The organism is Pseudoclavibacter sp. 8L (genome assembly GCF_902506465.1).
In the GTDB taxonomy this organism is placed as follows: domain Bacteria; phylum Actinomycetota; class Actinomycetes; order Actinomycetales; family Microbacteriaceae; genus Pseudoclavibacter.
Genome location: NZ_LR733186.1, coordinates 1,514,526 through 1,539,973 on the forward strand (window position 1 = coordinate 1,514,526; position 25,448 = coordinate 1,539,973).

General features: G+C 66.3%; 32 protein-coding genes. 2 read left to right on the forward strand and 30 right to left on the reverse strand.

Features of this window, described 5'->3' with window-relative positions; all coding sequences use genetic code 11:
* Positions 1–57: 57 nt before the first annotated feature.
* From GV007_RS13720 to GV007_RS13750, 7 genes are all read right to left on the reverse strand, one after another.
* Positions 58–1,056, reverse strand: coding sequence for a hypothetical protein (locus tag GV007_RS13720; RefSeq protein WP_160073385.1), 999 nt, complete (start codon positions 1,054–1,056; stop codon positions 58–60).
* A 57-nt stretch (positions 1,057–1,113) separates the two neighbouring features.
* A complete protein-coding gene (locus GV007_RS13725) occupies positions 1,114–1,704 on the reverse strand; it encodes a hypothetical protein (RefSeq protein ID WP_160073387.1) in 591 nt (196 codons plus the stop codon).
* Positions 1,705–1,784: 80 nt separating this feature from the next.
* Entirely contained in the window at positions 1,785–2,231 is a 447-nt protein-coding gene (locus GV007_RS13730; protein WP_160073389.1) for a hypothetical protein, read from the reverse strand.
* 134 nt (positions 2,232–2,365) lie between these two features.
* Positions 2,366–2,848, reverse strand: coding sequence for a hypothetical protein (locus GV007_RS13735; RefSeq protein ID WP_160073391.1), 483 nt, complete (start codon positions 2,846–2,848; stop codon positions 2,366–2,368).
* Positions 2,832–3,368, reverse strand: coding sequence for a hypothetical protein (locus GV007_RS13740; RefSeq protein ID WP_160073393.1), 537 nt, complete (start codon positions 3,366–3,368; stop codon positions 2,832–2,834). Before GV007_RS13740 ends, GV007_RS13735 begins: the two co-directional genes overlap by 17 nt.
* Positions 3,368–4,219 (reverse strand): hypothetical protein, encoded by an 852-nt coding sequence (locus GV007_RS13745; RefSeq protein ID WP_160073395.1) that lies wholly within the window; start codon positions 4,217–4,219, stop codon positions 3,368–3,370. The genes GV007_RS13740 and GV007_RS13745 overlap by 1 nt, the downstream gene beginning before the upstream one ends.
* Entirely contained in the window at positions 4,219–5,166 is a 948-nt protein-coding gene (locus tag GV007_RS13750) for a peptidoglycan recognition protein family protein (protein ID WP_160073397.1), read from the reverse strand. The genes GV007_RS13745 and GV007_RS13750 overlap by 1 nt, the downstream gene beginning before the upstream one ends.
* A 123-nt stretch (positions 5,167–5,289) precedes the next feature.
* Here GV007_RS13750 and GV007_RS13755 point away from each other — a divergent pair, with 123 nt between their 5' ends.
* Together GV007_RS13755 and GV007_RS13760 are read left to right on the forward strand one after the other, a co-directional pair.
* A complete protein-coding gene (locus tag GV007_RS13755; RefSeq protein ID WP_160073399.1) occupies positions 5,290–5,952 on the forward strand; it encodes a hypothetical protein in 663 nt (220 codons plus the stop codon).
* 74 nt (positions 5,953–6,026) lie between these two features.
* The gene (locus tag GV007_RS13760; protein ID WP_160073401.1) at positions 6,027–6,869 is read left to right on the forward strand and encodes a hypothetical protein; all 843 of its coding nucleotides are present in this window, start codon (positions 6,027–6,029) and stop codon (positions 6,867–6,869) included.
* Here the strand turns inward: GV007_RS13760 and GV007_RS13765 are convergent.
* The 23 genes from GV007_RS13765 to GV007_RS13875 form a co-directional block, all read right to left on the reverse strand.
* A complete protein-coding gene (locus GV007_RS13765) occupies positions 6,866–7,057 on the reverse strand; it encodes a hypothetical protein (RefSeq protein WP_160073403.1) in 192 nt (63 codons plus the stop codon). The two genes, GV007_RS13760 and GV007_RS13765, sit on opposite strands and share 4 nt — an antisense overlap.
* 18 nt (positions 7,058–7,075) lie before the next feature.
* Positions 7,076–7,936, reverse strand: coding sequence for a hypothetical protein (locus GV007_RS13770; RefSeq protein WP_160073405.1), 861 nt, complete (start codon positions 7,934–7,936; stop codon positions 7,076–7,078).
* Positions 7,937–7,939: 3 nt separating this feature from the next.
* Complete coding sequence (locus tag GV007_RS13775; RefSeq protein WP_160073407.1) at positions 7,940–8,428, reverse strand: hypothetical protein; 489 nt, start codon at positions 8,426–8,428, stop codon at positions 7,940–7,942.
* Entirely contained in the window at positions 8,428–9,285 is an 858-nt protein-coding gene (locus GV007_RS13780) for a hypothetical protein (protein ID WP_160073409.1), read from the reverse strand. Before GV007_RS13780 ends, GV007_RS13775 begins: the two co-directional genes overlap by 1 nt.
* Entirely contained in the window at positions 9,282–9,854 is a 573-nt protein-coding gene (locus tag GV007_RS13785) for a hypothetical protein (protein ID WP_160073411.1), read from the reverse strand. Before GV007_RS13785 ends, GV007_RS13780 begins: the two co-directional genes overlap by 4 nt.
* A complete protein-coding gene (locus tag GV007_RS13790; protein WP_160073413.1) occupies positions 9,851–10,279 on the reverse strand; it encodes a hypothetical protein in 429 nt (142 codons plus the stop codon). The genes GV007_RS13785 and GV007_RS13790 overlap by 4 nt, the downstream gene beginning before the upstream one ends.
* Complete coding sequence (locus GV007_RS13795) at positions 10,279–10,704, reverse strand: M23 family metallopeptidase (RefSeq protein ID WP_160073415.1); 426 nt, start codon at positions 10,702–10,704, stop codon at positions 10,279–10,281. The genes GV007_RS13790 and GV007_RS13795 overlap by 1 nt, the downstream gene beginning before the upstream one ends.
* Before the next feature lie 9 nt (positions 10,705–10,713).
* Complete coding sequence (locus GV007_RS19410) at positions 10,714–11,880, reverse strand: M23 family metallopeptidase (protein WP_160073417.1); 1,167 nt, start codon at positions 11,878–11,880, stop codon at positions 10,714–10,716.
* Positions 11,877–12,998 (reverse strand): hypothetical protein, encoded by a 1,122-nt coding sequence (locus GV007_RS13805; RefSeq protein WP_160073419.1) that lies wholly within the window; start codon positions 12,996–12,998, stop codon positions 11,877–11,879. The genes GV007_RS19410 and GV007_RS13805 overlap by 4 nt, the downstream gene beginning before the upstream one ends.
* Before the next feature lie 27 nt (positions 12,999–13,025).
* Complete coding sequence (locus tag GV007_RS13810; protein WP_160073421.1) at positions 13,026–13,820, reverse strand: hypothetical protein; 795 nt, start codon at positions 13,818–13,820, stop codon at positions 13,026–13,028.
* Positions 13,820–17,521 carry a tape measure protein gene (locus GV007_RS13815; protein ID WP_160073423.1) on the reverse strand — a complete coding sequence of 1,234 codons (3,702 nt, stop codon included), beginning with the start codon at positions 17,519–17,521 and terminating at the stop codon, positions 13,820–13,822. Before GV007_RS13815 ends, GV007_RS13810 begins: the two co-directional genes overlap by 1 nt.
* An 18-nt stretch (positions 17,522–17,539) precedes the next feature.
* Positions 17,540–17,872: a hypothetical protein gene (locus tag GV007_RS13820; protein ID WP_160073425.1), complete on the reverse strand. Its 333-nt coding sequence runs from the start codon at positions 17,870–17,872 to the stop codon at positions 17,540–17,542.
* Between the two features lie 26 nt (positions 17,873–17,898).
* Positions 17,899–18,249 carry a hypothetical protein gene (locus GV007_RS13825; RefSeq protein ID WP_160073427.1) on the reverse strand — a complete coding sequence of 117 codons (351 nt, stop codon included), beginning with the start codon at positions 18,247–18,249 and terminating at the stop codon, positions 17,899–17,901.
* A gap of 76 nt (positions 18,250–18,325) precedes the next feature.
* Entirely contained in the window at positions 18,326–19,150 is an 825-nt protein-coding gene (locus GV007_RS19095; RefSeq protein ID WP_201297708.1) for an IPT/TIG domain-containing protein, read from the reverse strand.
* A gap of 68 nt (positions 19,151–19,218) precedes the next feature.
* The gene (locus GV007_RS13835; RefSeq protein WP_160073429.1) at positions 19,219–19,635 is read right to left on the reverse strand and encodes a hypothetical protein; all 417 of its coding nucleotides are present in this window, start codon (positions 19,633–19,635) and stop codon (positions 19,219–19,221) included.
* On the reverse strand, positions 19,628–19,909 hold the full coding sequence (locus GV007_RS13840) for an HK97 gp10 family phage protein (protein WP_160073431.1): 282 nt from the start codon (positions 19,907–19,909) through the stop codon (positions 19,628–19,630). Before GV007_RS13840 ends, GV007_RS13835 begins: the two co-directional genes overlap by 8 nt.
* Positions 19,902–20,255, reverse strand: coding sequence for a hypothetical protein (locus GV007_RS13845; RefSeq protein WP_160073433.1), 354 nt, complete (start codon positions 20,253–20,255; stop codon positions 19,902–19,904). The genes GV007_RS13840 and GV007_RS13845 overlap by 8 nt, the downstream gene beginning before the upstream one ends.
* A complete protein-coding gene (locus GV007_RS13850) occupies positions 20,252–20,614 on the reverse strand; it encodes a hypothetical protein (RefSeq protein ID WP_160073435.1) in 363 nt (120 codons plus the stop codon). Before GV007_RS13850 ends, GV007_RS13845 begins: the two co-directional genes overlap by 4 nt.
* Before the next feature lie 17 nt (positions 20,615–20,631).
* Entirely contained in the window at positions 20,632–20,958 is a 327-nt protein-coding gene (locus GV007_RS13855) for a hypothetical protein (protein ID WP_160073437.1), read from the reverse strand.
* Positions 20,958–21,875 carry a phage major capsid protein gene (locus GV007_RS13860; RefSeq protein ID WP_160073439.1) on the reverse strand — a complete coding sequence of 306 codons (918 nt, stop codon included), beginning with the start codon at positions 21,873–21,875 and terminating at the stop codon, positions 20,958–20,960. The genes GV007_RS13855 and GV007_RS13860 overlap by 1 nt, the downstream gene beginning before the upstream one ends.
* Before the next feature lie 11 nt (positions 21,876–21,886).
* Positions 21,887–22,252 (reverse strand): DUF2190 family protein, encoded by a 366-nt coding sequence (locus GV007_RS13865; RefSeq protein WP_160073441.1) that lies wholly within the window; start codon positions 22,250–22,252, stop codon positions 21,887–21,889.
* A gap of 2 nt (positions 22,253–22,254) precedes the next feature.
* The gene (locus GV007_RS13870; RefSeq protein WP_160073443.1) at positions 22,255–23,955 is read right to left on the reverse strand and encodes a head maturation protease, ClpP-related; all 1,701 of its coding nucleotides are present in this window, start codon (positions 23,953–23,955) and stop codon (positions 22,255–22,257) included.
* Positions 23,952–25,442 (reverse strand): phage portal protein family protein, encoded by a 1,491-nt coding sequence (locus GV007_RS13875; RefSeq protein WP_201297710.1) that lies wholly within the window; start codon positions 25,440–25,442, stop codon positions 23,952–23,954. Before GV007_RS13875 ends, GV007_RS13870 begins: the two co-directional genes overlap by 4 nt.
* Positions 25,443–25,448: the final 6 nt, after the last annotated feature.

Here is a 25,448-nt window from a genome sequence, read left to right on the forward strand (position 1 = left end):
CGAGGCGATGCGGTGCCGCGTGTGCGGGGTCGTGGTGATTAACTGAACGCACGTCACCTACGCGGAGCGGTTTCCGTCGTCGCTCTCATCGTCTTGTTCCGCAGCCGCTGCCTCGAGCAGCTTCTCCTGAAGTATTCTGCGGAGTTCCCCGTACCTGACTTCCAGAGCTGACATTGCATCCTGAATCACGGCGGTTCGCTTAGTAGACCAGTCGTCGCTGTCTTCCTCGTAGAGAGAGTTAAATCGCGGGATGAGGTCGTACGCGAGCTCGAGGCTAGTGCTCAACATGAGACTTGGCCGGGTGAGACTGTCCGGGAACTGGAGACCAGATTTTCGGATTTCGAATCCTCCGTCGACGTGGACCCGCACCTCGTATGCATGGCGCTCATCGCCGACGCTCTTAACGAAACGCATGTCGATTGGTCCGAGGGTGTCACTCTCAGCCACAGCCGTGAGGAAGTTCGGCCTCTCGAAGTCCACTCCGTACTTCAAATCAGCCGTGCGACGCGCTTCGTCACGGCTACTGATGCCGGCTATGACATCCAAGGTGATGTCGTCTGCAATCTTCTCATCGTCCCTCTGCTTCACTGCGAGCCAGAGGAAGAACTCTTCGTCTTTGAGTTCGAGGTGGGAGCTCCATCGATCGATCTTGATGGTGGCGTCGGCCGATTGGAGGATGCTGGTGAGAGATGCAAGAATTCCCTCGGCGCGCCCCAGGTAGCTCCGCGTCCGCGTCGAGAAAAGCAAGCCAATCTGTTGATCCGATAGCGCGGTGATCATGACATCGATTGCGTTCAGACGTCTCGCCCTCAGGGGGTCCAGAGGCGAGGCGCCGCCGTAACCCGATGGCACAGGATCCCAGTAGTAGAAGCGTGCCTGGAGTATTTCCGGCAAGGCACCGTTCGCGGGAACGATCACCGGGTCCGACGTAGGCGGCGCGAGGCCAACAGTCCTGAGATTGGAGCGCAGATCGCTGATACTCGCCCACCCGCCCCGAAAGCCATCCAGGCTTGGCCGTCGAGAAGCCATGGCATCTCGGATCTCGACCAACGTCATGGCCGATCGCGATCGCATCGGCAACGCACTGACCGATTCCTGACTCATCACTGGCATTTACGGTCCTACCACTCGAAGATGTTTGACTGCCTTGCTTCGCCAGATGACAAGGTTCAGCAAGAACTTCACCACGGGGCACCTGTGGTGAAAGACGTAGTCGACGTTGAACTCCTCCCGGGTTGGTGTAGAGATGTTCCGCCAACGCACATCCGCATAGTGCCACAATTCGGGCCGCTTGGGTGCGCGCCCGAGGTCCACGATGAAGCCGTGGAAGCTATCCTCGGCGCGAATCGTGGGCAAGTCGGCACAGAACGAGGTCGACTCACAGGTCGGAACGAGGTCCACACGATCTACCCGAACCTGCAGCTGGACCCTCATCGTCATGAGACCACGCAGCAGGAGATAGCCAAGCCACCCACCCCCGATTGAAGTGATTTTTAAAGCGAATACCTGCGAATCAGGCCTGCGCTTAGTTATGCGGACCACGATCGATGCCAGAACGGCATCATCCGCCTTGTCGACCCACTCGATTTTGAGGCGCGGCCATCCGAGAAAAACCTGGACAAGAATCTCGAGCACCAGTGCCGCCATCAGCGCGGCCACTAGGAACGGCCATGGTTCAGGGATTGCTTTCAGGGTTTCGCTCACATGAGGCTCGAGGCGGAGCGCAGCCCACGCAGACACTGAAATTTTCGCCGTTTCGACAAGAACCGACGTAACGCGGTTACTCAAGACAAGTGCAATTCGCGCCACGCGTCTGCGAGTAGAACCTCTGCGGCCTGCACCACAGAAGTCTCTACAAAGCCGCGGCGTCGAAGACTTAGATGCAAGCCATCCGTTGGCGAAATCAAGTCGACGCCAACGACATACATGCCCTCGAACTCGTCTCCCATCGCGGCCACAAGCTCGCTGCCACCGTACTCACGCAAGATCCTGACCATCTCGTCCGAGACTGCCCCCTCTTCATCTGGATCGATTGGCGCTAGGTACGGATCAGCCAGCATGAAGGAGGTCACGTTCGCGCCATGAGTGGTCGCGTACGCTGCGAAGCGAATCAGATCCTGACTACCAAGATGTAGCTCACGGCCATCGTGCTTTTTCCCTGCCACGAGGGCGCTGATGTGCAAGTCAACGCGGCCGTCACTCGACGGACTCAACACCACCTGACTCAGCATGGGACCATTCTGGTCTAATTTTCTGACTTTGGGCACTGCACTCGGAACACGAAACCGCCCCCTCCCGCGAAGCGTCGTCCCGGGTGTCCGGGATCGCTTCAGCGAGAGGGGGCGAAGTCGCGCTCAGGGATGGCTCAGGCGGCGTGCTTGGGCCCGTCGTGGACACCGGTCGCCTGGACGGCGGCCGAGATGCCGGAACCCTTGAGGATGCCGTAGTGGACGGCCACGGCGGTCACGAACGTCGCGAAGCCGAGCAGGATGCCCTGGCCGATGTCGTACGGGGTGCCGGTCTCGGCGGAGTTCAAGAGCGAGGACGCGATCGACGTCAGGAACGAGAGGGCCGCGAGGAGCACGCCCTTCAAGCCACCCGACCAGGACGCCCTCGTGACGAGCCCCACCAGGATCGGGAGCAGCGAGCCAATGACCAGCTGCAGGATGAGCACCCAGCTGAGCGTGAACTCGATGATGGGAGCGTCGCTCGTCGCGGCCGGCGCGAGCGCGGCGCCCGTCGTCAGCACGACGAGCGCCGCGGCGACGACGAGCAGCACGAGCGTGCCGCCGAAGCGCTGGTAGCTGACGTGCTCACGCGTTGCAATGGGATCAGGAATGAGGCTCATCGCCTACCTTTCGTTCGAGCGCCCGCTCTCGCTTGCGCAGTTCTTTGAGTTCTTCGTCGTGGGTGTCGAGCTTGTCGGCGTGCCGGCCGAGGTCTTTGCGGATGCCACGCACGTCCGCGGCGCCAGCCTCGAAACGGTTCTCCATGCGGTCCCAGAGGTTCTGGATCCTGTCGAGCAGCTGGTCGTGCTTGGCGTCCATGTCGTCGCGCATGACCCCCGAGTGGGAGTTCTGCACCTGGTCCTGCACGGCGGCTGCCGACTTCGAGGTGCGCAGCAGGATCGGCCAGAGGATCGCCGAGACCGCGCCGACCTGGATCAGCGTGACCTCGACGAGCTTCCCGGAGAGCATCGGCTTCCCGTCGGCCCCGTCGATCGAGCCGAGCGCGATGACAAAGACGACGACGCCGACCGTGGTCACGGCCGTCCAGACGAGCGACCAGTTCCGCTTCTGCGTGTGAGGGTTCGCGCTCGGATCGTGAATCGTGCGAACCGGCCGCGACTCCGTGGACGGTTCGATCATCAGCTGATCTTGAGCACCGAAGCGATGCGCTTGAGGATGCCGGGCCTCTGGTCGGTGCCGGTGAGACTGCGCGCCTCGGCAAGTGTCGCCGTCGCCAGCGATCCTTCCTGCAGCGCCTCGGAGAGGTTCGTGATGTAGTGCCACGGCACGTTGGCGGGCTCGGACCAGGAGGGCCCTGTGAGCCCTGAGATGCGGTTCATCTCAGCGATTTGGGCGACGATGGCCGGGTCTTTGATGTAGCCCGCGCCTCCTCCGCCGATGACGAAGATCTGTCCCTTGTTGCCGACTTCGCGGAACATGCGAGTCATGGTGCTCTCCTTCTTGAGGTTGCTGGGTGGGGTGGGCTTCGCCGGGGTGACGACGCCCTGCACGGTCGCGACCCAGGGGCCGAGATCGGTCTTCGGCTCTGCGAGGGGCTCGCAGTGCCAGGACTCGGAGGCGACGTTGAACTCGAGGCCAGCGAGGTAGGCGCCCTGAGCGCGCAGCATGAAGTCGCGCAGGGTGGGGGCGTTCGAGTCGAGTGCTTCGCCCGTGCGGTGCTTCGAGAGGTTCGAGCCGCTCGCGTTCGGGACGATCGCCGACGGCGTCTCGCCCCGCCACATGCGACCAACCTGGAACCACTGCGTCGAGATGCCGGCGCTCGTCATGAACGGCAGCGGCACGTCCGCATCCGAGCGGACGCCCGTCGGCCGGAAGCCCTCGTTGATGGAGAGATCCGCGCCGTTCTGCTCCATGAACCAGACGAGGATCGCGACCCTCGCGGCCATGTGCAGCTCGAAGAGGCCCGACGTGGACCGCCCCTTGCCCGCGCCGTAGACGCGGAACATCACGAGGCCGCCGACGATCTCCATCAGATGGCAGCTGCGCGGCGCTTGCGCAGCGCCTCGCCCGTGTCTGGCGCCTCGATGCTCACGCCGTTCGCGCGCTGAATGATCGCCTCAGCGGTGTCGTCCATGAGGCACGCCGTGCCGTATGAGACTCCCCAGCGGTCGAGCATCTCTCGGTGCAGGTAGACGTTGTTCCGCGTGAGCGCCTGCAGGCCACGGTCCGCCTTGAGGGCAGCTGCGACGCGGCCGAAGGCAGCCTTGGCGGCCGGTGAGAGGCGGTAGTCAGGCGCGAGCGTGGCGTTGGCGGTCTCCGCCGTGATTGCCGCGGCGTCGAAGGAAGCGCTGCCGCTGGTCCATGCTCGGCGATTGAGGTTGACGACGCGGATGATGTCGCCGTTGTCGTCGATCGCGAGGTTCGAGGACACCTGCCGGGAGCCCGACTGCACCATGCTGATGTAGGCGGCAGCCGAGCGGATCGTCGAGTGGTGAGGCTGGAACGCGTTGACCGTCGCGCCGTTGCGGGACGACGACTGGCCGCCATCACCGGTCGCCCGCGTGATGAGCGCGCAGAGGTTCGGCCACATCGCGATCTCGTCCGCCGTGAGGCCAGGCGCGTACCGACTGACAGCGCGCGGCATCGCCGAGAGCAGCGACATGGCCGGTGCGACGAGCGCACGGGGCGTGCCGTCGACGTCGAGGCCAGGCTTCGGGTCCGCGACGACAAGCCATGCCTCGGCCTGGCCGGGGTTCAGCTCGTCGGTGCGCACTGACTCGAGGGACGCCTGCGCGATCCGCAGCCGGGACGCACCCGGCGCGATCGCCTGCACCTCCGCGCATAGGTCCGGCTTGATCTCGAGATTGACTTCGACGAGCTTGCCGTCGACGCGCGCCGTGAGCGACGTCGGCGTGACCGTGACCACGTCGACATCGCGGAACTTGCGACCGCTGAGGAGCTGGTCGGGAGAGATCATGAGGGCCTCCTTGACATGAGAAAAGCCCCGCACGGTGAGTGCAGGGCCGGAAACATAGGAATGGAATTGGTGACTTGTGACCGCGGCAAGCTCCACCGCCACCTTGTGGATATGGTTCGTCTCGTGGACTTCATCAACTTGCACGGAACCGCTGCCGGGTGGATCGGGGCAGTTGGAACCCTTGCCGAGGTGTTCGGGGCGATTGGAACCGTCGCAGCGTTTGGCATTGCCGCGGCCGGTTACTTCTGGAGCGTGCGGCGCGCGAGAGAAGCGCAAGCCCGACGCGTCTATGCGCACGTCGACGACCTCGTCTGCCACCGAGAGCGGGAATTTGTCGATACCGGGCAGTTCATCCGCGGCGGAGAATCCGACACGGCGTACAGCGAGCACCTTTCCTGGGAGCCAGGCGAGGACCGCCACGGCAATAGCATCCGCCACTACTCGACACCGATCGTCGCGTGCCACGTCAAGCTCTCCAACGGGAGCGACGAGATCATGGGTCCAATACGAGTCGACCTCGTCGACCCAATCAGTGGCTCCCTCGTGCGCGATGGCTCGAGTGAGGTGCGTCGTCTCGAGCCACTCGGGTCGCTCATCCGTGTCATGGTCATCGAGGACGAGTGGAGCGGGCGCCCGCCCCTCAAAGCGCGCATCGTGTTCCGCGACAGCTCGGGAACATGGTGGCACCGCTACGAGAGCGAACCCATCCAGAGAGCCCCACGCTCTATCAGAGGCGGAGCATCTGCCGAGCAAGTATTCGCGCGAAAATTGCGGTCGCGGGGCTAGTGAAGACCGTGGAGCACCAGCGAATCTTGCGTGCCCTCGCGTGATGCTTCCCCACCAAATTCAGGAGTCAAAGCGTGCCAAAGAGCAGACACCAGCGCCAGGACTGGAACCGCAAAGCGAGCAAGCAGGAAACGTACGACTACTTCGTGCGCGCCTCAGTGCGTTTCACCCGACACTTCACGAGCTACAGGGAAGGCGAGTTCGCGGCAATCGATGACGTTGTGGCGCTCATGCGGACACTCTGCGGAGATGGGCTGATCGCACGAGCCATCGAGACATTCGAGCTGACCGACCCAGTGCTCTACACCTCGAAGGCTCCGGAGCGCTCCGCAACGACGCACTTGACCGTCGGGAACCTTCCGTTCCTGATCGAGCAGTCCGAGTCCACGCAGACAACGCTCACCGGCTGGCTGAAGTCACCCGCTGCGATCTTCACTGAAACTGGCGGCAGTGGAGGCAAACAACGAAGTCAGCGGATTCGGTCTTGGTCCGATCTGCTGGCGGGGATCAGCAACACGTCTGGATCCCACGCGAGCGAGTGGATCCCCAAGTGGATCGAAGAGACGCGGCTCGTGGGTATCGATACCTTGAACCTCGCGGGCTACCTCGTGGAGTTCGCGGCCGCCGTCGTTGAGCACTGCCTGGCAGACCTGCTCACCGAGCTTGGAGAAGCGGAACACGCTCCGAACCGTCACCCCATACCGATACGACCAGTGAACCTCGCCTGGCTGCATCTCTACCTTGACGACCAGAAACTCATGCACTTGGAGTTCTTCGGAGGCTCACATGAAGGAACCCCAGACGGCAAGTACACGCTGATCCGAGTGCGACAAGGCGGTCTCGAAGTCGGTATGGACCTCATCCGTAGCGGTGGCCGGGACCTGCTCTTCAGTATCCCCGTGCGCACGGTCTCCTAGTCACCAACCTCGGCAGACCAGACACGTATCTGCATCTCCTGGTCGACCCCTCCGAACATGACCTGGCCGTCGACGACTGCGGCTACCTCGAGCGGGAGCTCGCGCCACCCCTCCGAGAGAAGTACGAGCGTTGCATCGGGGTCCGCCGAGGCCAGCACCTCCCGCAACTCTCTGACCGTGATTCCCATGAGATCATCGCCTCTTCTCTACACCGACGGCGTCGGTGCGCTGTCGCCCTCGTAGCGTCCACCCGTTCCGAACGCGGCCGCCCAGAGCGCCTGGTCACGCTGACGCACTTGGTCGAACGAGCGGCCCGACACGGTGAGGTCTTCGATGTAGACGCGGTAGAACCAGCCCGACGGTGACTTCATCTCCTCACCCGAGAGGCGCGCGCCGTACTGTACGACCTGCTCGAAGGCGCTCGTGACTGCGGCCGTCCATCCACTCGACGGGGCACCGTTCGCGGCGACCGCCTGGAAGCGGTTCACGCCGACACGGACCTCAGTCGCGCCCAGGCGGCGCGCATCCGACGCGGTCGGCGTGGAAAAGAACGTCCCCGCCCCGTCGTGAGCGATGCCGGCGATGGAGGCGGTCGTCGCCGATGACGTCGGGATGATGAACGCGTAGCGCCACGTGGTGCCGGATGCGGGGTTCTTGGTCGGTCGGAACCACAGCGACATGTAGAACTTGTTCGCCTTGTTCGTCGCGATATAGGTGCGAATCGACTCCGGGATCGCGACGCCGAACTGCCGAGGGAACGTACCGGCGGTCTGCGAGACGACCGTGTTCACGCCGCCCTTCGCGGTGCGCTCGACGACGCCCTCGGTGGCGGTGATCGTGTTCTTCGCGATCGCTTCCACCGCTGATGGGGTGACGCCGAGCAGCGCTGCCGCCTGGGTGCGAGCCACGTTGGGGATGGTCGCGTTCTGCGCGGGCACGCCCGCCGCCCACGCTCGGCGCGGGTGTGCCGGCTCCACGAGCAGCAGCGAGCCGTTCGTGAGCATCGGGTCAGCGGGGGTGAGCTCGCCGCTGATGGACGCGCCGGGGGTCTTGATGACAACAGGCATGGGCTACTTCCTTACGGTCGCGAAGAGGTTGAGGCGGATGCCAGGGTTCGTGCCACCCGTGAAGTTCAGGTCGAACGCCACCCGGTGCCGGAGATCGCGGCAGCGCATTGTGCGGCGCGTGACCATTGGCAGCGTGTCGCCCGTGGACGCGATGACCCCGGCAGCGCCACCCACGGGCGCGGCCTTGCCGGCTGCATGCCAGCCGACGCCTTCGACGACGTCCGACTTGATGGATACCTCGTCGAGGTCCACCCAGCGGGGCCGCTGGTACTGGAACCCGGTGGTCGTCTCCACGCACGTCTGGAACTTGAGCTTGATCTCGTACGCGGTCGGAGTTCCGACGACTTCGGCGATTTCCGCGAGCCAGGACACCTCAGTGCCGTAGGCCGCGAACTCGACTCGGTTCGGGGGCTGCACGAGGTGGATCGGGTGACCCTCGGGGCGGAGGATGCCCTGCGACTGCGAGATGAGGATGTGCGTCTTGCCGGCCATCAGTAGTTCCTCACATCGTTGAAGGTCACGACGAGGTCGTCGAACACGACCGCGTTCTCCGTGTACTCCGGTACCCGGTACGAGCGGGCGATCGCGAGGCCGGGGTTGAAGCCGCCAGCGAAGGAATCCATCGCGGAGCCCGCCTGCGGGGCGTCGATCGGTGGCGCATACGCGCGAAGGTCGAACGTGCGGGAGTTGAGCTGCAGCTCCACGTACCCGCCGAGCCCGTCAGGGCCACCAGCGAGGTCGATCGTGAGGCGGTAGTAGTTGAAGTTCCACTTGCGCTCGTTGATGCCCGCCGTGATGTTGCCCGTGCTCGGGACGACGATCTGCCCCTCGCGGGTCGTGATCATCCATGCCGGTGTCGCCGAGCCTGGTCGGGTCGTCAGTGAGGCCCGGTAGAAGCGGCGCACGTCCGCCCACGACTGCGTGTCGAAGAAGATCCCGACGTTGTCGAAGCCCACGTCCTGCGAGCCCGCCGTGTTCGACGCGTCAGATGCCTGCGCGAACCAGCCGGAGAACGACACGAGGCCCTTCTCGCGCGGGAACGACAGGTTCTTGTACGTGCCCGAAGAGTTGGACGCGTTGTCCGCGAAGTACGGCACCGACCCGGTCGAGAGCATCATCGCGTGAGAGCCCGACATGACCGGGTACTGCGTCAGCCCGACCGCGGGAGAGGGCGACCCCGTTCCGTAGTGGTCGCGCCACCCCTGGAACTCGCCGCCATCGAACGTCGAGTGGAACATGACCTTGCCGCGCTTGCGCAGCAGCCCACCCTCCGGGGCGAGCACGTCGAGGTTCATCGCCTGAGCGGCAGCACCCCCGCCGCCACCGAGGAGGCTCTCGAATCCCGTCACAGTGCAACTCCCTTGATGTCGATGAGGTTCCCGAAACCGTCGGTCTCGAACCAGATAGCAGGCCGCCCCGCGGGCGGCTCCGGGGGCAAATGCGGCCCCATGTGAATGCCGAGGAAGCGATGCAGCACGTCGATCACATCCGACGTCGGCAGGCCATTTGCGTTCGCCTGCAGCCACGTCGGGTTGCCGTCCGCGTCGCCGACCGCCACCTCGTAGTCACCGGCCGAGGGTGCTGCCGTCGGGACGCCCTTGCTCTCGAGCGCGGCAATCGCATCGGCCGTCGGGGCGCCAGCCTTGTCCGCTTGCAGCCAGGTGATGTTGCCATCAGCGTCACCGATCGCAACCTCGTAGACGCTCGTCGTGCGCGGCGCAGTAGTCATCACCGACGCATCAGCGAGGGCACCCGAGACTGCCGTCTTCGCCGCCTCGACCACGTCCGGAGACTCTGCGATCACCGGGGTGATGAGATCCTTCGTCGCCTCCTGGACAAGCGAGCCCGGAGTGCGCATCGGGATTTCCATGGACTTGTCCGTAGCGACCTCGATGGAAATACGTTCAGTCTCGATCATTCGAGCGCTCCCTTCTCGATGACGAGCTCGGCCATGCCGTTTGCGTCACCCTTGATGTCGATTGCCAACACGCCGCGACGCGCCTGAGTGATTCCGTAGCCGAGCACGATCGTCCCGATCGCGGCCGCGGCGTCCTCGGCGGCGCGGAGAGACCCGCCGCCTGGTGGCGCGACCACTTCGACGCGATTCACTTCCATGCCGTTGCTGTAGCGACCTACGAGCCAGTAGCGGACGCGAGGTGTGGTCTCGACGTTCGGCAGGAGGTCGAACGTCGCCAGAGACCCGGTGAACGCCTTCGGCTCAACCGCCCTCTCGAAAGCGACCCGATTCCCGCGCCACGCGGAACGCTCCGCTTCGACCGTCAGCCGCAGCCCGGGGATGCTCTGCAGCCCGAAGTCGCCGACGTTGACTGTGTACTCAGGCATCAGCCCTCCCCGAAGGTCTTGACGAATTGGCGTGGGTTCCACGGGATGCCGTGGCGCAGCGTCCACCAGCAGAGGTGCGGGCCGGACGCGTTGCCGGTCTGGCCGACGTAGCCGAGGAGGTCGCCCTGGTTGACGACGTCGCCCTTCTTCACGAGGGGCGCGTCGCGGAGGTGGTGGTATTGGGTTTGGAACTCGTGCTCGTCGCCGTGCTTCATGCACACCGAGTTGCCGACGCCCTCGTTGCCGGGATCGTCGGCGAGCTCCACGAGGGACACCTCGCCGTCCGCGGATGCGTAGACGGGCGTGCCTTCTTCGGCGTTGATGTCGACGGCGTCGTGCTGGACGCGCTCGCCGGGGATGCCGCTGTCGCGGGGACCGAACTCGCCGAGCGGGGGGATGCGACCTTCTACGGGCCACCGGAACATTGCGGCCTCCTACGGCTGGTACGGCTTCGTGATGTGCGAGCGGGGGTTCTCTGGGGTGCCGTTGATGTGCACCTCGAAGTGGTAGTGCGCGCCCGTTGACGTGCCCGTGTTGCCGACGCGGCCGATGATCGCGCCCTTCGGCACGACGTCGCCCATCTGGAACGGCGACGGCTCGAGCATGTGAGCGCCGAGGGTGGCCGTCGTCTGGTTGTGCTGCACCGTCAGGTAGTAGCCGAAGCCAGCACCGGGGTTCGTGCCCCGCTCGATGACGGTTCCGCGGGCGGCGACGCGAATGTCGGTGCCCTCGCCTGGCGCGAAGTCCATGCCGTTGTGGTTGCGCAGCTCCCCCGTGATGGGGTGGATGCGGGGGCCGAACTCGTCGGTGTTCGTCTCGGGGTCGAACGGCCACTCGAGGTCGCCGCCGAGCGGGGAGCCGGCGTCTTGGGAGACGCGGACGAGCTTCCCGCTCGGGCGGCGGAACGCGATGAAGTCGAGATCCGCGAGCTGCCCGGATTCGGTGATGCGCTCCATGAGCGGGATGTACACGCCATCGGTCTTGATCTGGAGCCCGTACGAGCCAGCCGAGTAGAGCTCCAGGCCGCCGGACTCAGCGAGGATCTGCTGCCCGAAGCCCCAGCGGACCGAGCCATTGTGGTTGGCGGGGTCGATCTCGATGGCGCCGGCCTTGAACTTGCCGTTGTTGATGAGCTCGAGGTCGTCCTCGATGCGGACGCGTGCACGGAAGCGGGAGTCGGCCGTGACGTCGAGGCTCTTGGTGACCGCGACGTCGCCGTCGAAGATGCTCAGGCCCTTGAACTTCGCGGGGCCCTCCCACTCCAAGTCACCCTTGCCGCGGAGGAAGCCGTCGACGGTCAGTGTCGAGCCGTCGAGGAGGTTGAAGAGGCCGGTGACGTTGCCCGTTCCGTTGAGCGTGAAGACCGAACCGTCCTTGAGGTTCAGGGCGCCGGTCACATCGATCCTGCCGGTGGCATCCATGTTCCCGATGAGCAGGATGCCGGCACCGTTCCGGACGATGAGGCCCTGCGGGGAGATGATCTCGAGCGCACCTCGGTCCACGGCCCCACGGTTCAGCGAGTTCGAGAGGCGGTACTCGCGGAACTCGCGAGCCAGCTTCTCGATCTTGCTGTTCAGGACGCCCATGTCGTGGTTGGTCACGCGTCCTCCTTGACCTTGAACGTGATCGTCTCGTCACGGTTGCCGGAGAACGCGAGCACGTAGCTGAACGGCGTCCACCCGGCGGGCATCCACTCGTCCTCGGCGACCTTCGCGCGCACCCGCATGCCGGGAACGAACGCGGCCGCGGTCGGATACGAGGACGCCTGCACGGAGAACCCGACCGTGTCGGTGGGTTCCTGGTGCTCGAGGCGGATGGAGCGCGCGATCGCGTCGAGCTTCGACACGTTCGCCTCCTGGGAGACGACTTCTACGCGGTCGAGGTACGGGTAGGGGCGAGTCTCGAAGCCGGTGTCGAGAGCGGCCTGCCCGAACGGACGGGTCGACCCGGTGCCCTCACCAGGAGTGAAGATGCCGGAGGTCATGTTCATGCCGTTGGTGTCGGCGTCGATGTCCTGTGCGCCCGAGTCGGAGGTGAGGTCCCATTCGAAGGCGGGACCGTCGAGCAGCCCCCCGTTCGAGGGGTTGCCGATGCGAGCTTCCCAGTCGAAGTAGTCGGAGACCGGTACGCGGCGTGGGTTGAAGTCGAGGTCGGGGCCGTTCTCGGCGGTCTCGAGGCGAGAGACGACGTCCTCGATCGTCGCGAACTGGTCGTTGTGGACCGTGTCCCTGCGTGAGCCGCCGACGTGGGAGATCACGTCGAGCGGGATCTTCCACCGCGGCAGGCCGTCGATGAGGCCCTTGCGCACGAACAGCGCCATGGCTCGGCGGGCGTCGAGCGAGTAGGCGTCGACGGTGCCGGTCCCCCACCCGCCGACCGGGAACGGCAAGCGGCGGGAGAGGAGCACGCGCACCTCTGCGTGAGACACGGTGAGGAGCTTCGTCTTCGCCTTCCATCCGGCACGGTTCAGCAGCCCCGAGTAGACCGGCCACGGACCGGTGGGCGTGTCCCAGCACTGGTGCAGGGTGTGAATCCACGGGTAGAACAGGTCTCGGTGCTGCGAGCGGGAGAAGGGCGAGTCGGCGAGCGAGAACACCGTCGACCCGGACCCCACGCCGCGCAGCTGCCGAGTCCACGGGGAGTCGCCGCCGACGAGGTTCGTGACCTCAGCGACGGGCCTCCCCGTGATCGTCTCCGCGATGATCCAACGCCAGCCCATGCCCGCTCCTCTCACGAGCGCGGAGGCTCAGACGCGGTTGTCGTACCCGGTGACGGTGATCGTGCCGGCACCGGAGTTCGGCGCCAGGTGCACGTAGTAGGTGCCCGCCGGCGGAATCGCCCAGACGTTGCCGGACTGCACACCGCCGAGGATGGGCGTCGCACCGTTCAGCACCTGTCCGGTCACCATGTCGATGACGTGCGTCGACCCGGCGGCGAGCGGCGCTTGGATGCGGATCGCTCCGAGCGTCGCCCCGTCGCGCATGAGGTTGACGCCGTACCCCTCGAGCATTGAGCTCGTCGCCCGCACGGTGATGCGCGGCCGCGACGGGTAGGTGCCCGCCGTCTGCTCGACGAACACCGCCGGCGCCGGGCCGAAGCTATACGCCGCTCCGTAGATGCGCGGGTCGGGGCACCAGAGCGTGATCTTGAACGGGGCGAGGAGTGAGCCCGCTCGCGCCACGGAGACGCTCGTGCGCGCCCCCAGGCGTCCGCGAGCCCACCACTGCTCGTTGCCGGCGGCCTCGCTGATCCTGATCATGTTGCCGCCGGTGCCGAACGACGACACCTGACGGCGCAGCGTCTCGAACTTCTGAATGCCCTGGGCCGTGATGAGCCCCTCGAAGGCGACCACGCGGGCGTCGAGTGTGCCGATCGAGTCGAACGAGCCAGCACCTGCATGCCGCTCGGTGACCTCTCGGCGCACATCGACGCCCTCATGCCAACCACTGACACCGTTCTCGGTGAGCAGCAGCCCCTCGAAGTGCTCGTGCGGTTGCCCGACGTAGAGCGCAAGGTCGTCCAACTGGAAGTGCCGATCCATCACACCCCCACCAATCCGAGCTTCCACTCCATGTCCTCAGCAGCGATGTGCCCGACTGTCTGCTCGCTCATGCCGGGAGCCGAGTGGTAGTGGCTCTCGAACGTGACCGCGCGGCCAGCACCAGGAGCGACCGACGTGCCGCCGGATACGGTCAGCGAGCTCGCGATGTCCGGGACCGCGATCAGGTCGTCGACGGCGGAGCGCACGTCCGGCATGGACTTCTCCACGCCGACCGCGACGCCTTCGCCGAACGGCTTGCCGATGAGGTCGCGCGTCTTCCTCGACGGTGAGTTGATGTCGAGGATGTCGCGGGCGCCGTCGATCATCGAGCCGACGCCGTCCTGCACTGCGGTCACGGCTCCGTCGATCGCGTCGGTGACGCCGTTGATGAGCCCGGCGATCATGTCCTTACCGGTCTGCACCAGCCACTCCCCCGCGTTGGAGAGAGCTTCCTGGATCTTCGTCGGCAGCTCGGTGAAGAACGTCACCACCGCAGTGATGCCGTCGCTGACAGCCGTCGAGATGTTCGTCATCGTGTCGCTGACGAACGTCTTCGCGGACTCGAACCCGTTCGTGATGAACGCGACGATCATGGCGATCGCCGTCGCAACGAAGCCCTGAGCACGCGCCCAGGCACCCTCGATCGCGAAGACGATGTCGTTGAACGTCTGCTGGATCTGTCCCCAAATTTGGAGGACGGTGACCGTCAGGAATCCGAGGATCCAGTTCCAGGCGGTGGTGATCCCGGTGGTGATCGTGAGCCACGCATTGGCGAGGATCTGCCCGATGAACATCGCGGCGCTGAGGAACAGCGCTTGGATGTTGGCCCAGGCTGCGGACACGATTTCGCCGATCGCGGCGAAGTCTCCCGTGAAGATCGAGACGATCACGAGGAACGCGGCCGCGACGACCTGCTGCACGATGGCGACGGCCGTCTCGAAGATCGTCGAGATGATCAGCCAGGCGCCCTGGACGACGCCCGAGATCAACTCGAATGCCGTCGTGAAGACCTGGGTGATGATCGCCCAACCAGCAGCGAGGGTTTCCGTGATTCCGTTCCAGGCGTCCGTGAAGAACGTCGAGATACCTTCCCAGGCAGACGACACCCCTTCCGAGATCGTCGCCCACGCGGAGGAGAACACCTCGGTGACGGACGCCCACAGCGACGTGAAGAACTCGCCGATGGGCTGCCAGAACGACTGCAGGTCACCCGCGGCCGACTCGCTGCCGGTGACGAGCTGCACGAACCAGTCGATGGCTCCCGCGATCGCGCCGACGACGAGCGTCAGGATGTCGACGACCCACGTCAGCGCGGGCACGAGGAGCGACACGAGGCCGGTCACGAGCGCGAGCACTGGGTCGAGGATCACGACCAACAGGCCGATCAGTGGCGTGAGGATCGCGGCCACCAGCCCCAGCAGCGGCGACAGCAGCTGCAGGACAGGAGCGAGGAGCCCGAGGAGCGCCGTAACCAGCGGCATGACCGCGGCCAGGATCTCCGAGAGCGCCTCGGCGAGCAGCGTGATCACCGGAGCGATCGCAGTGACGATCGACCCCAGCGTCGTGCCGAGCGCTTCGCCGAGAGTGCCGAGGACCGGCCCGAGCCCGGTGAGCAACGGAGTGAGCGCGGTGAGGGCGGTCACGAGCACGTCGGCGAGCACCCCGGCGACCGTGGTCACGATGGGGATCAGCGCGGACAGCACAGGCTCGAGCACGGCGGTCAGGCCCGACACGACCCCCGTCAGCGCCGGACCGAGAGATGCGAGGATCCCGCCAAGCGCGTCCGTGAGGGTCGACGCTGCCGGAGCGAGCGCTGCGCCGAGCTGGGCCGCGACGCCCCCGAGCATTCCGAAGAGACCACCGAGTGCACCCTGCAGATCCGACGAGGAGGCCACCACTCCGGCGAACAGCCCGAGCATGAGCCCGATCGGGCCAGTGAGCCCGGCCAGCAGTGGCTTGAGCAGCTTCACGTTCTTGAGCAGCGGCAGCAGCGCGCCGGCGGCGACCCCGAGCAGCGGGGCAATGGAGGTCATCGCGTCCTTGAACCCGGAGATGTCGACGCCGGTGAACGTGTCCTTGAACGACTTGAAGCGTTCGGTGAGGTCCAGGAGGAACCCGCCGACCGTGTCCGCGATCTGCCCACCGAACAGCGACGTGAACGGCATGACCGCGGCACCGGCGGCGTCGAGGCCAGCCTTGATCGTGTCGAAGAGGATCTTGAACAGCGGCCAGAGCCCGCCGACGACCTGGTCGCCTTCGAGCTTCGCTCCGATGAGCGAGACGCCGAAGCGCTTGAGGGCTGCCGACATGTTGCGGAGCGAGACACCAGTGGTGTTCTCCATCGCCGCGGCCATGCCACCGGTCGCGGAGGTGACGGCGTCCTCAAGCATCTGCGCGCTGATGCCGCCCTCGGTGGCGAGCTTCTGGACATCCTCGATGCTGACGCCCAGCTGCTCACTGAGCGCCTTCCACACGGGGATCTGCCGGTCGGCGATCATCGCGATGTCGCCCGTGTACGCCTTACCGTTGGCGCGGACCTTGCCGAAGATCGAACCGATCTCCGCGACGGAAGCACCGGATGCGATCGCGGCGCCCTTGATCGCGTCGAGGTACTTGACGAGCGGGTCGCCGAGCTCGACGCCCGAGGTGAGTGCCATGGCCGCAGCGGATGCCAGCTCGTCCATTCCGAACGCCGTGCCCTGCGCGGCCTGGTCCGCGATCTTCATCGCGACGGCCGTCTGAGTCGCGTCGAGGCCGAGGCCCTTCATTCGCGCGGCGGCCGTCTCGATGGAGTTCAGACGATTGAACCCGCCGACGAGCGCGGCCCCAGCCGTGGCTGCAGCGGCGGCGACGGTGCCGGTGAGGACGTTCGTCGCGACGCTGCCGATGGAGTTCAGAGCGGACGCGACGGCGGTTGCTCCGCGCTGGAAGGCACCGACGAGCGCGTTCGCTGACGTCCCCGCGAGGTTGGTGACGGATGGGAACGCGCTGGATGCTGCCTGGCTGAGGCGGGGGAAACGGTTGGAGACTGCCGTCACAGCGGCGGAGAACCTGCTTGTGACGGCTGAGGCGGCGACAGAGACGCGGTCGGACACGATGCGGGCAAAGCCACCCACCGTGCCGCCGAGCCCCGTGAGCGCGGACTGGGCGGCCCGTGAGCTACCAAACCCGAGACGGACGGCCTTCCCGAACCGCTCGAACGCCGTAGACGCCTTCGCGGTCTGCGGGCCGAGCGCCTTGACGGCATCCGCGAGGCGCGTCTTCGCCGTGGTCAGACCGTCCGTCGCGGCCTTGGTCTTGTCCTGGGAAGTGGTGAGCGCGCGCTGCGCCGCGGCGAGACGCTCCTCGGCGCGGACGACCGCGGTGGAACCGTCGACGCCCTTCTTGCGAGCCTCGGCGAGTGCAGCCTCAGCGACGCGGACCTTCCCGGCCGCCGTCTGCTCCACCAGTCGCGCCGCCGACACTGCCTGTGCCGACTTCGCGATCTGCTGGTTGAACGGGGCCAGGAAGTCCTTGCGCTGCTCCGCGGTGAACGTGGAAGCGAAGGCCTTCCCGGCCGACGATCCGTGCCTGCCGAACCCCTTCGTGAGGCGGTTGCCCGCATCCTTCGAGGTGTCCTGCACTTCCCGGTTGACCTTCGACCGGAAGCCGGGCATGACGGCGTGTACTGCGATGTGGACGGAACCGGCTTCGACGGACAAGCGGCACCCCCTGTTGAGTTATCTGTTGCGGAACACCGAGCGCTTGGCGAGCGCGGCTTTGCCTTCGCGGCGTTCCTCGGGGGTGACTTCCGGCTTCTCCGGTTCGCGAGAGAAGGGCATCGGGAATTTGAACGGTTCCCGGCCCTGCTCGCGGTTGGCGTTGATGAACGACTCGAAGTTGAGCATCTGCGCGATCTCGGCCATGGAGGCGACGTAGGAGTAGCCGGCGACGTGCGCGTAGAGGTGCGACCCTGAGTCGCGGACGAGCTCCTTGATCAGCGCGAGCGCCCGGCTCCACGACCCTTCGGGGCCGTCGAAGTCCCAGCCGATGCCGAGCTTCGCGAAGTCCATCTGGAGGGCTTGCTCGCGCCCCTCTATTACTTCGAGGAGCTCCCAGGTTCCCCCAGGCTGGCCTTCCGCATCTTCTCGTAGGCGCCGAAGTAGGCCTCGGCGAACTCGGTCGCCTCGAGCACGTCGAGGTTGTCGAGCACTTCCTGCGCTTTCGCGTTGCCGATGCCCTCGAGCACCTGGAAGAGGATGTCGATGTCGTCGCCGCCCTCGGCGCCGATCTTGCGGGCGGCGCGCATGACGGAGGTCTTGAGGCGCAGCGGCACGCGCAGCTCGCCGTCGCTGGTCTGGCCGATGAACGTCTGGTCGACGGTCTGGTACTTGGGCCGCTCGGTCTTCGCGGCGGCTGGCTTCTTGGTGGTGGGCTTCTTGGCAGCCATGAGGTGTGTCCCTTCTGGTTGTGTCCCGGAGTTGGTCCTGTGGGGCGCAGGGGACACGCCGCGCCCCACAGGGGTCTCAGGCCCCGGTGCGCTCGAAAGCGACCGTGGCGTTGCCGTTCGGGTGAACGACGGTGATCTGTGCGGAGCCGGTGTTCCCGGCGGGGACGACGGCAGTGACCTGCGTCGGCGAGACGTTGTCGAACCCGGTCGCGTTGGTCGACCCGAACCGCACCTGCGATGTGCCGCTGAGGTTCGCGCCCGTGATGGTGACCGTCGCTCCGGCGGCCGCGGACGCCGGGTTGACGGACGCGATCGTCGGGGCGGGCTGACCTTCCGGCGGGATGACCCAGAAGCCGTAGTGGTCGTTGTTGAGGAGCGCGGAGCGGTTGACCGTCCACGTCACCTCGATGCCACGAGGCGAGCCCTTCTCGCCCTTCTGGAGCTTCACCGTCTTGACGGTGCAGTTCGGCGCCCACTTGCGTTCGATGAGGCCGTTCTTGAAGATCTCCTCGGTGAAGATGCCGTAGCGCTTCGAGGAGCCGCCGCCGTCGACGGTCATGTAGCCGTTCTCGTCGAACTTCTTGCCGCGAGTGATCTCGTGGACGAGGGGGTCCGACTGGGCGAGGATGAGCGTCACCTCGACGGTCGCGAGACCGGTCGGGATGGAGTAGCCGTCCTGGTAGAGCGGGATGGCATCGCCGTCTGGCTCTTCGGTCCAGTCGGGTGCGCCGTCCTCTTTCCAGAGGCCGGGGAGCCGCCACTCGCCGGGGCTGAGCGAGAGCTCCGGGTCTGCGCCTTCCGAGGGTGTGGGGCCGGTGACACCGAAGTCGGAGACCGCGAGGTTTCCGGACATCGGGATCGCGACCGAGTCGAGGTTGAAACCGCCTGTGATGGGGGCCATGCTGTTGCCTTTCCGTGCAATGGAAAACGCCCCCATCTGGGAGCGTTGGTGGTGCCGTGGATTCGGGTCTAGAGCTGCTGCCCCACGACGGACAAAACAGCGGTCTGGTAGGCGCGGTAGAGGTCGTTGTCCTCTTCGATGAGGTACGGGCCGCGCAGCTGGTCGTCGGGCACGTCAGCGACCGGGCTAGCTCCTGGTCGCGCGGTGCGCTTGAGGAACACCTGCGTGATCTCCGCGACGCGCTTCACGAGCACGAGATCGTCGCCGATGACGGAGACACCGACCTGCGCGTCTCGCATGAGCAGGTCGCGGCGGGGTCCGGAGTCGTCGCGCACGATGACGTGCAACTCCCCCGGCTGTGCGGGCTTGGCGCGCTCCTTGTTCGACACCCACACGACGGCGTCGCACTCGGGGTGGACGGCGTACTGGGCGCGGAGGTCACCGCTGAGCCACAGTTCGATGTCGACGTGCACGACATCAGGCACGAGCACTCCTCGCAGCTCGCGCCATGTTCCCGGTGCGCGCTTCGATGTAGAGCGACTTCGGGTCGGTGGCGGTGACCATCTTGACCTTGCGGTGCTTGGCCTGCTTCTCGCGCATCTCGATGCGACGCTCGTAGTCGCCCGTATCGACGGGGGCTGTGGCCTTGGCCGTACCCATCACGCCGGCCGCGACGGTGTCGACGCGGTTCGTGACGACGGGCAGGTTGAGGATCGTCTCGAAGACACCCTCGTTCCACTCCATCTCGCCGTCAGCCATTGCCCCTCCTGAGGATCGCGGAGGCCTCGAGCACGTCGCCGGTGAAGGGGCTGCGGTCTCGTTGGATCTCCCCGTCGATGACGTACACCTGGCCGTCGAACTCGATGCGGTCCGTCTCGACGACGTCGGATGCGGGCGGCATCGAGAGTGCCTTGGTGGTGATGACGCGCTTGCGGAGCGGGTCGGCGGGGTCGGTGGTGTTGACGGTGAGCACGGACGCGCCGGGGATGGTTAGGCGGTCTGGCTTCTTCCAGTCCTCACCGACCTCTTCCTCGCTGTACGGGTCGACCGTCTTCGCTGCGCGGAGTCGGACGACTCCCGGCGCGAACGGCATGTGCAGCGTCATCGTGGGCTCCCGTCCTCTGGCCAGATGCTCGTCAGGAGTCCCGGCTTCGGGAACTGCCCGATGGGGTGCGGGCCGGATGCGCTGTGCTGCTTGCAGAGCGATCGCAGGCCAGCGCGGTCGTCTGCGGAGAACCATGACTCGATCGACGTGTAGTCGACGCGCGCGCCGGTCGTGGACTGCGAGCGCAGTCGCCGGTGGAAGGCGGCCGCCTCCTCGGCGACGCCCTGCAGGATCGCGATCGCGTTCTGGCGGGGCTCCCCCTCGAGGTCGTCGAGGGTGGGGGCGATGGAGTGAGCCACGGTCAGCACTCGTCGTGCCAGCTTCGTCTCGACACCGGTCAGTGCTTCGTGCGTGATCACTCCATCGCCCCTTCTCGTTACTTGGTGGGGGTCGTCGAAGCTGCCTTAGCAGCGGCCTCGGCGACCTTCGGGTCGGCGGCAGCCTTCTCGTCCGCGGCCTTCTTCTCGGCAGCGACCTTCGCGTCAGCTACTGCCTTGTCGGCGGCAGCCTGGTCCTCGGTGGGCTCGTCGTAGACCTCGCTGACGAGACCGACCGAGATCGCGTGCTTGACGCTGTCCTCGTCGAACTCGCTGGCGATGACCGGAGCACCCTGGTACAGGTAGCGCTCCGACTTGCTCTTCGTGGCGAGGACCACCGCGGCGCCGATGACGACGTGACCGGTGACCTTCCGGCGGCCAGCCATCAGAGGCCCGTGTTCGTGATCGTGACGCCGGCGAGCGGGTCGGTGACCACGGGGACGGTGACGCGACGAGCGCGGAGCTCGTACTTGTCGTCCTTGTGGCGCTCCGACTTCGTCTCGACGCCGGAAGCGCCAGCGCTCGAGTAGCCCGGCGAGCCGAGCTTCTCGTCCGCCATGCCGCCGAGCTGGTCGCGGTCCACGAGCAGCGGGTTGTTGCCCGTGTAGAACGGGCTCGTCACCCAGGTGAAGCCGAGCGCGTCGACGGGGAGGCTGCCCGTGATGACGGCGTTGCCCTGCTCGCGCGGGAGCGCCTTGTCGTCCATGAGCATCCCGATGAGCTTCGCGTACTGCGCGGGCTTCAGGACGACCGTGTCGAGGTCGAGGCCCGTCGCGAGCTCCTGGCGGGTCGTGCTGATCGACATGAGGGCTTCCGCCATCGCGCCGGCCGTGGTCCAGGTGCTCGGCGACGCGAACGTCGACGTGACCTTGGATGCGATGACCGCCATCGCCGTGGCGTCGACGTGACGGATCACCGTGTTTGAGAGGCGCTGCAGCCCCTTGTTGACGTGGACGATGCCCTCGCGGGCGATCTTCTCGTCGGTGATGTCCGTCTCGAGGCCCCACTTGACCGTCTTCGCGGCGGCGATCTCGCCAGCCGTGAGGACCGTCTTCGGGTACTCGGCGCCCGGGGCGACAGCCTCGGGAGCGTCGGCGGCGAAGATCTCCTCGCCGGTCTCGTAGTAGACGCCACCGCCGACCGCGTTGAAGCGGCCGGAGAGGAGGAAGTCCGCGATGAACTTCATGTTGGTGATGTCCGCGACGCGCTTCGCGATGAGCGTCGGGCTCTGCAGCAGAAGGTGAATCTGCGCAGTGGTGAGCGTCCCCTCGGGGCGCGCTACCGGGTAGGTGTACGAGGGCATCCGTGTGCTCCTTAGATGAACAGGACGTCGATGACGTCGTTGTCGGCGGACGCGGCTTCGAGCGCGAGCCCGATGGGGTTGGCCCCCGCGCCGATGGTGGCGACCTTCCCGGCTGCTGCCGAGATGACCTTCGCGCCGGCGGCGATCGCGGCCGAGGCAGTGAGCTGCTGCACGCCATGCGCTCGCGTGTAGACGGTCACCTGCTCGCCGACGGGAGCGTCGAAGCCAGCGACGCCGACGACGGCGGCAGAGTCGGCACCAGCGGGCCCGACGGTGCGGTTGCCGGTGACCGCGACGAGGCGACCCCCGGTGACGGCGGCGGATGCGGTGAACGTGACCGCGCCGCCTGGCAGGAACTTGGGCAGGTAGTCGACCACGGTCAACTCTCCTTCTCGTTGGACCAGCCGGCGGCAGCGAAGAGCGCCTCGGCTTCGGTTGCCGTCTCGTCGGTGTGACCGAGCTCGGCGACGGGGATGGTGTTCTCGGGGAGCGTGGAGAGCAGCGCGGTGACGCCCTCCTCGTCCTTGGCGAGGCTCGCGAGCCAGCCCGCGGCGGCGGATGGCGCGATGCGTCCGGCCTTGACGGCGTCGTTGACGATGCCCTCCTGGCGGGACTTGATCTGCTCGGCCCGCGCGGCCTGGCCCTGTGCTGCCTGGTCCTGCAGCTGGGCGAAGGCGGCGGCGTCGACGACGACAGCGCCCTCGGGGACGTTGCTCGCGGCGACTGGTGCGGCCTGCTCCGTGAGCGCCTCGTCGACAGCTGCGAGCAGCTGGTCAGCGGAAGCGTCGGCATCGGGTACGCCGAGCCGCTCGCGAAGGCCAGCCTTGAAGGCGTCGTAGTCCACGACGTTCTCCTTTCGGTTGGGGTCACCCGGCTCGGACGAGCTCGGGAGTTCAGTGCCCAGGGCGGGCGCCCTGGAAGTCATGACGACGACGCGGGCTTTCGCCTCGGCGTCCTCGTCGTCTTCGTCGGGGATGACGAGCGTGTCGGGGTCTTCGTCGCCGACCGTCGCGGCTTCGCCGGCGTCCGGGACGACGGCGGAGCGATCAGCGAGACCCATCTCAACGGCCTCCGTGGCGGTGAGCCATGTCTCGTCGGCCAGGAGCGTTGTCCAGTCCTTCTCGCCAGCCTTGGCCGTGTAGATCTCGACCATGGACGCTTCGATGCCATCGAGCACTGTCGCGGTCTTGCGAAGCTCGACGGCGTTCCCCCACGCGATGACTGACGGCGAGTGGATCATCATCTGCGTGCCGGGCGACATGACCGTCTCGTCGCATCCGGCGGTGATGATGGATGCGGCCGAAGCGGCTCGGCCGTCGACGACTGCAGTGATGGTCGCCTTGTGAGCGCGGAGGAGGTTGAGGATGGATACGCCCTCGAAGACTTCTCCACCCGGGGAGTTCACGCGGAGGTTGATCTGCGTGATGGAGTCAGGCAGCGCGTCAAGCACCGCGCCGACGTCCTTGGCTGAGATGCCCCAGAATCCGCCGTAGGAATCGATCGGCCCGTAAAGGCGGATCGTCGCGATCGTTCCCGCCCCGGAGGGGGCGGGCGTCGTGACGGCGTTGAAGAACTCCGACTTCGTCTTCGGGAGGGACGCGTCGCCCCAGTAGCGGTTCCCGCGCGGGTTGTCGCTCGCCATGATGGTCCTTCCGGTGGTCGCTGAGACCGTCGTCGTGCTGTCAGGGAGTTCGGGCGGGTTGGCGTACCACGCCCGGATCGTGTCTTCGGTGCCGTCCGGACGCTTGTCGTCTTCCGCGCGTTGGATGCAGACGTCTTCGCCTGGGTCGAGGAGCGCGAAGAGGGCTCCGGCTTCCTCGTAGGCGCTGATCTGCTCCGCCGAAGGCGAGGTGTGCAGAACCCACGAACCTTGCGAGGTGTTGAGCGCGACCCCGATCGCGGCCTCGCGCGCTGCGAACGCTGCCTCTCGGATCGCGCCCGTCGCTGCGTGTGCTGTTGAAGACCCGAGGGCCTGCGCCACGCGGTCGTAGTCCACGACGAGCTCCGTCGCATCCCGGGTCGCCCATGCATAGGTGGACTTTCCGGCGCATGGGGGGCCGACGATCACCGTCGCCGTCATGGCGTCTCCTCGGTCTCTTCGCTAGGGCCAGCGGGCTCTTCTGTCGGCAGTGGTGGCGGTGGCACCTCGCCGAGGACAGCTCCCGCTCGGCGTGCGAGATCTCGCCCCTCGTCCTGGGTGAGGACCTTGCCGACGCCGAGGTAGACCTTCTGGACCGTCTCGGCCGCGAAGCGCGCCACCTGGGCGTCCTCGCTCACGTTCGGATCGCCCTGCAGGGGTGTCACGTCGTCGCCAGTGGACGCGTCCTCGGCGTCGCCTTCCTCCATAACGGGCAGCTGGTAGCGCATCCGGAGGTACGCCTCGAGCTTCGGGTCGGGCGTGAGTGCACCGCAGTCGATGAGCGCCTTGATTGCCTCAGCCGTTGCGGGCTGCTCCTCACCGATGGTGGCGGCGACGAGTCGTGGTGCTCGCTCGGTGGGGCCCCAATTGAGGTCGACGAGGTCTTCCACGACGTGCTGCTGAGTGACGTCGGCGATGTGCTTCGCGACCGCGTTGAGCGAGTCGGTGAAGAAGTTCGCGAACGTCGACCCGAGCGCCCAGGATCCCGTCTCGGTGCCGAGGTTCAGGAAGTGCGCGAGGACGGCGCGAGCGATCTGCTCGTCGTGGTAGCGGATGGGCTTGTCGGTGTCGGGCAGGTCGCCCGTCACGCCCTTGAGTTCGAGTGTCGCGCCGTTCGGGATGGATGCTCCCGCGGCGTCGCCAGCGCGGAAGCCGGTCGCGAGCGTGAGGCCCGCTTCCTTCTCCGACTTCTGCCACTCGTCGATCTGCTCCATCGACGCTTTGTCCAGCGCGGCTGCCCCCGTGTAGACGGGCACGCCGAGGCCGTTGCGTTCGACCGTGAGGGCCTGAGCGCGCAGCATGCGGTCCTTGAGGAGCCAGTTCTTGTAGGCGGTGCGGAGCAGGCTATTGCCGACCCAGTTGCCGCCCTCGCGCTCGTTGACGTACACCACGAGTCGGTCGATGGGGATGCGCACGTCGCCGCTGATGAGGCCGTGCTGCTCGATCGCGGCCAGTCCCCCGTCACGCTCGACGTCGAACTTAGAGATCGAGCGAGGCGGGCGCCACGCGAGCTTGCTGAGTCGACCCTTGCCGTTCTCAGCTCGGTACACCTGCTCGAAGATCGAGTGGCCGTGTGGGAGCTCGAGCAGCGCGAGGCGCAGGTGCTCGTCCCAGGAGAACTTCCCCCGGGTGCGCAGCGGCATCCCCTCGCCCTCTTCGCGGCCCTTCACGGGCAGGCCGAGGTCTGTCGCGACGAGGTCCACGACTTCGTCGCGGGCCCCGGCCGGATCGATCATCCAGGACGTCGACCGGATCGGCATCGTGACTGCTCGCAGCACGGACCCGACCTGCGAGTCCTCGCGGCGCATCTTGTCGTACACGTCGATGGACAACGGCCAGCGAAGCGCCGGGTTCGACTCGTGCGAGTCCTGGCCAAGATCACCCCACGATGCGAGCGTTCCACCAGACTGATAGCCGAGCTCCGACACGGACAC

Excerpts from the sequence above, each read along its gene's own strand:
- GV007_RS13720 (WP_160073385.1), bottom strand. The coding sequence starts at position 1,056 with ATGACGTTGGTCGAGATCCGAGATGCCATGGCTTCTCGACGGCCAAGC.
- GV007_RS13730 (WP_160073389.1), bottom strand. The coding sequence starts at position 2,231 with ATGCTGAGTCAGGTGGTGTTGAGTCCGTCGAGTGACGGCCGCGTTGAC.
- GV007_RS13735 (WP_160073391.1), bottom strand. The coding sequence starts at position 2,848 with ATGAGCCTCATTCCTGATCCCATTGCAACGCGTGAGCACGTCAGCTAC.
- GV007_RS13740 (WP_160073393.1), bottom strand. The coding sequence starts at position 3,368 with ATGATCGAACCGTCCACGGAGTCGCGGCCGGTTCGCACGATTCACGAT.
- GV007_RS13745 (WP_160073395.1), bottom strand. The coding sequence starts at position 4,219 with ATGGAGATCGTCGGCGGCCTCGTGATGTTCCGCGTCTACGGCGCGGGC.
- GV007_RS13750 (WP_160073397.1), bottom strand. The coding sequence starts at position 5,166 with ATGATCTCTCCCGACCAGCTCCTCAGCGGTCGCAAGTTCCGCGATGTC.
- GV007_RS13765 (WP_160073403.1), bottom strand. The coding sequence starts at position 7,057 with ATGGGAATCACGGTCAGAGAGTTGCGGGAGGTGCTGGCCTCGGCGGAC.
- GV007_RS13770 (WP_160073405.1), bottom strand. The coding sequence starts at position 7,936 with ATGCCTGTTGTCATCAAGACCCCCGGCGCGTCCATCAGCGGCGAGCTC.
- GV007_RS13775 (WP_160073407.1), bottom strand. The coding sequence starts at position 8,428 with ATGGCCGGCAAGACGCACATCCTCATCTCGCAGTCGCAGGGCATCCTC.
- GV007_RS13785 (WP_160073411.1), bottom strand. The coding sequence starts at position 9,854 with ATGATCGAGACTGAACGTATTTCCATCGAGGTCGCTACGGACAAGTCC.
- GV007_RS13790 (WP_160073413.1), bottom strand. The coding sequence starts at position 10,279 with ATGCCTGAGTACACAGTCAACGTCGGCGACTTCGGGCTGCAGAGCATC.
- GV007_RS13795 (WP_160073415.1), bottom strand. The coding sequence starts at position 10,704 with ATGTTCCGGTGGCCCGTAGAAGGTCGCATCCCCCCGCTCGGCGAGTTC.
- GV007_RS13805 (WP_160073419.1), bottom strand. The coding sequence starts at position 12,998 with ATGGGCTGGCGTTGGATCATCGCGGAGACGATCACGGGGAGGCCCGTC.
- GV007_RS13810 (WP_160073421.1), bottom strand. The coding sequence starts at position 13,820 with ATGGATCGGCACTTCCAGTTGGACGACCTTGCGCTCTACGTCGGGCAA.
- GV007_RS13820 (WP_160073425.1), bottom strand. The coding sequence starts at position 17,872 with ATGGACTTCGCGAAGCTCGGCATCGGCTGGGACTTCGACGGCCCCGAA.
- GV007_RS13825 (WP_160073427.1), bottom strand. The coding sequence starts at position 18,249 with ATGGCTGCCAAGAAGCCCACCACCAAGAAGCCAGCCGCCGCGAAGACC.
- GV007_RS19095 (WP_201297708.1), bottom strand. The coding sequence starts at position 19,150 with ATGGCCCCCATCACAGGCGGTTTCAACCTCGACTCGGTCGCGATCCCG.
- GV007_RS13840 (WP_160073431.1), bottom strand. The coding sequence starts at position 19,909 with ATGGCTGACGGCGAGATGGAGTGGAACGAGGGTGTCTTCGAGACGATC.
- GV007_RS13845 (WP_160073433.1), bottom strand. The coding sequence starts at position 20,255 with ATGACGCTGCACATGCCGTTCGCGCCGGGAGTCGTCCGACTCCGCGCA.
- GV007_RS13855 (WP_160073437.1), bottom strand. The coding sequence starts at position 20,958 with ATGGCTGGCCGCCGGAAGGTCACCGGTCACGTCGTCATCGGCGCCGCG.
- GV007_RS13860 (WP_160073439.1), bottom strand. The coding sequence starts at position 21,875 with ATGCCCTCGTACACCTACCCGGTAGCGCGCCCCGAGGGGACGCTCACC.
- GV007_RS13870 (WP_160073443.1), bottom strand. The coding sequence starts at position 23,955 with ATGACGGCGACGGTGATCGTCGGCCCCCCATGCGCCGGAAAGTCCACC.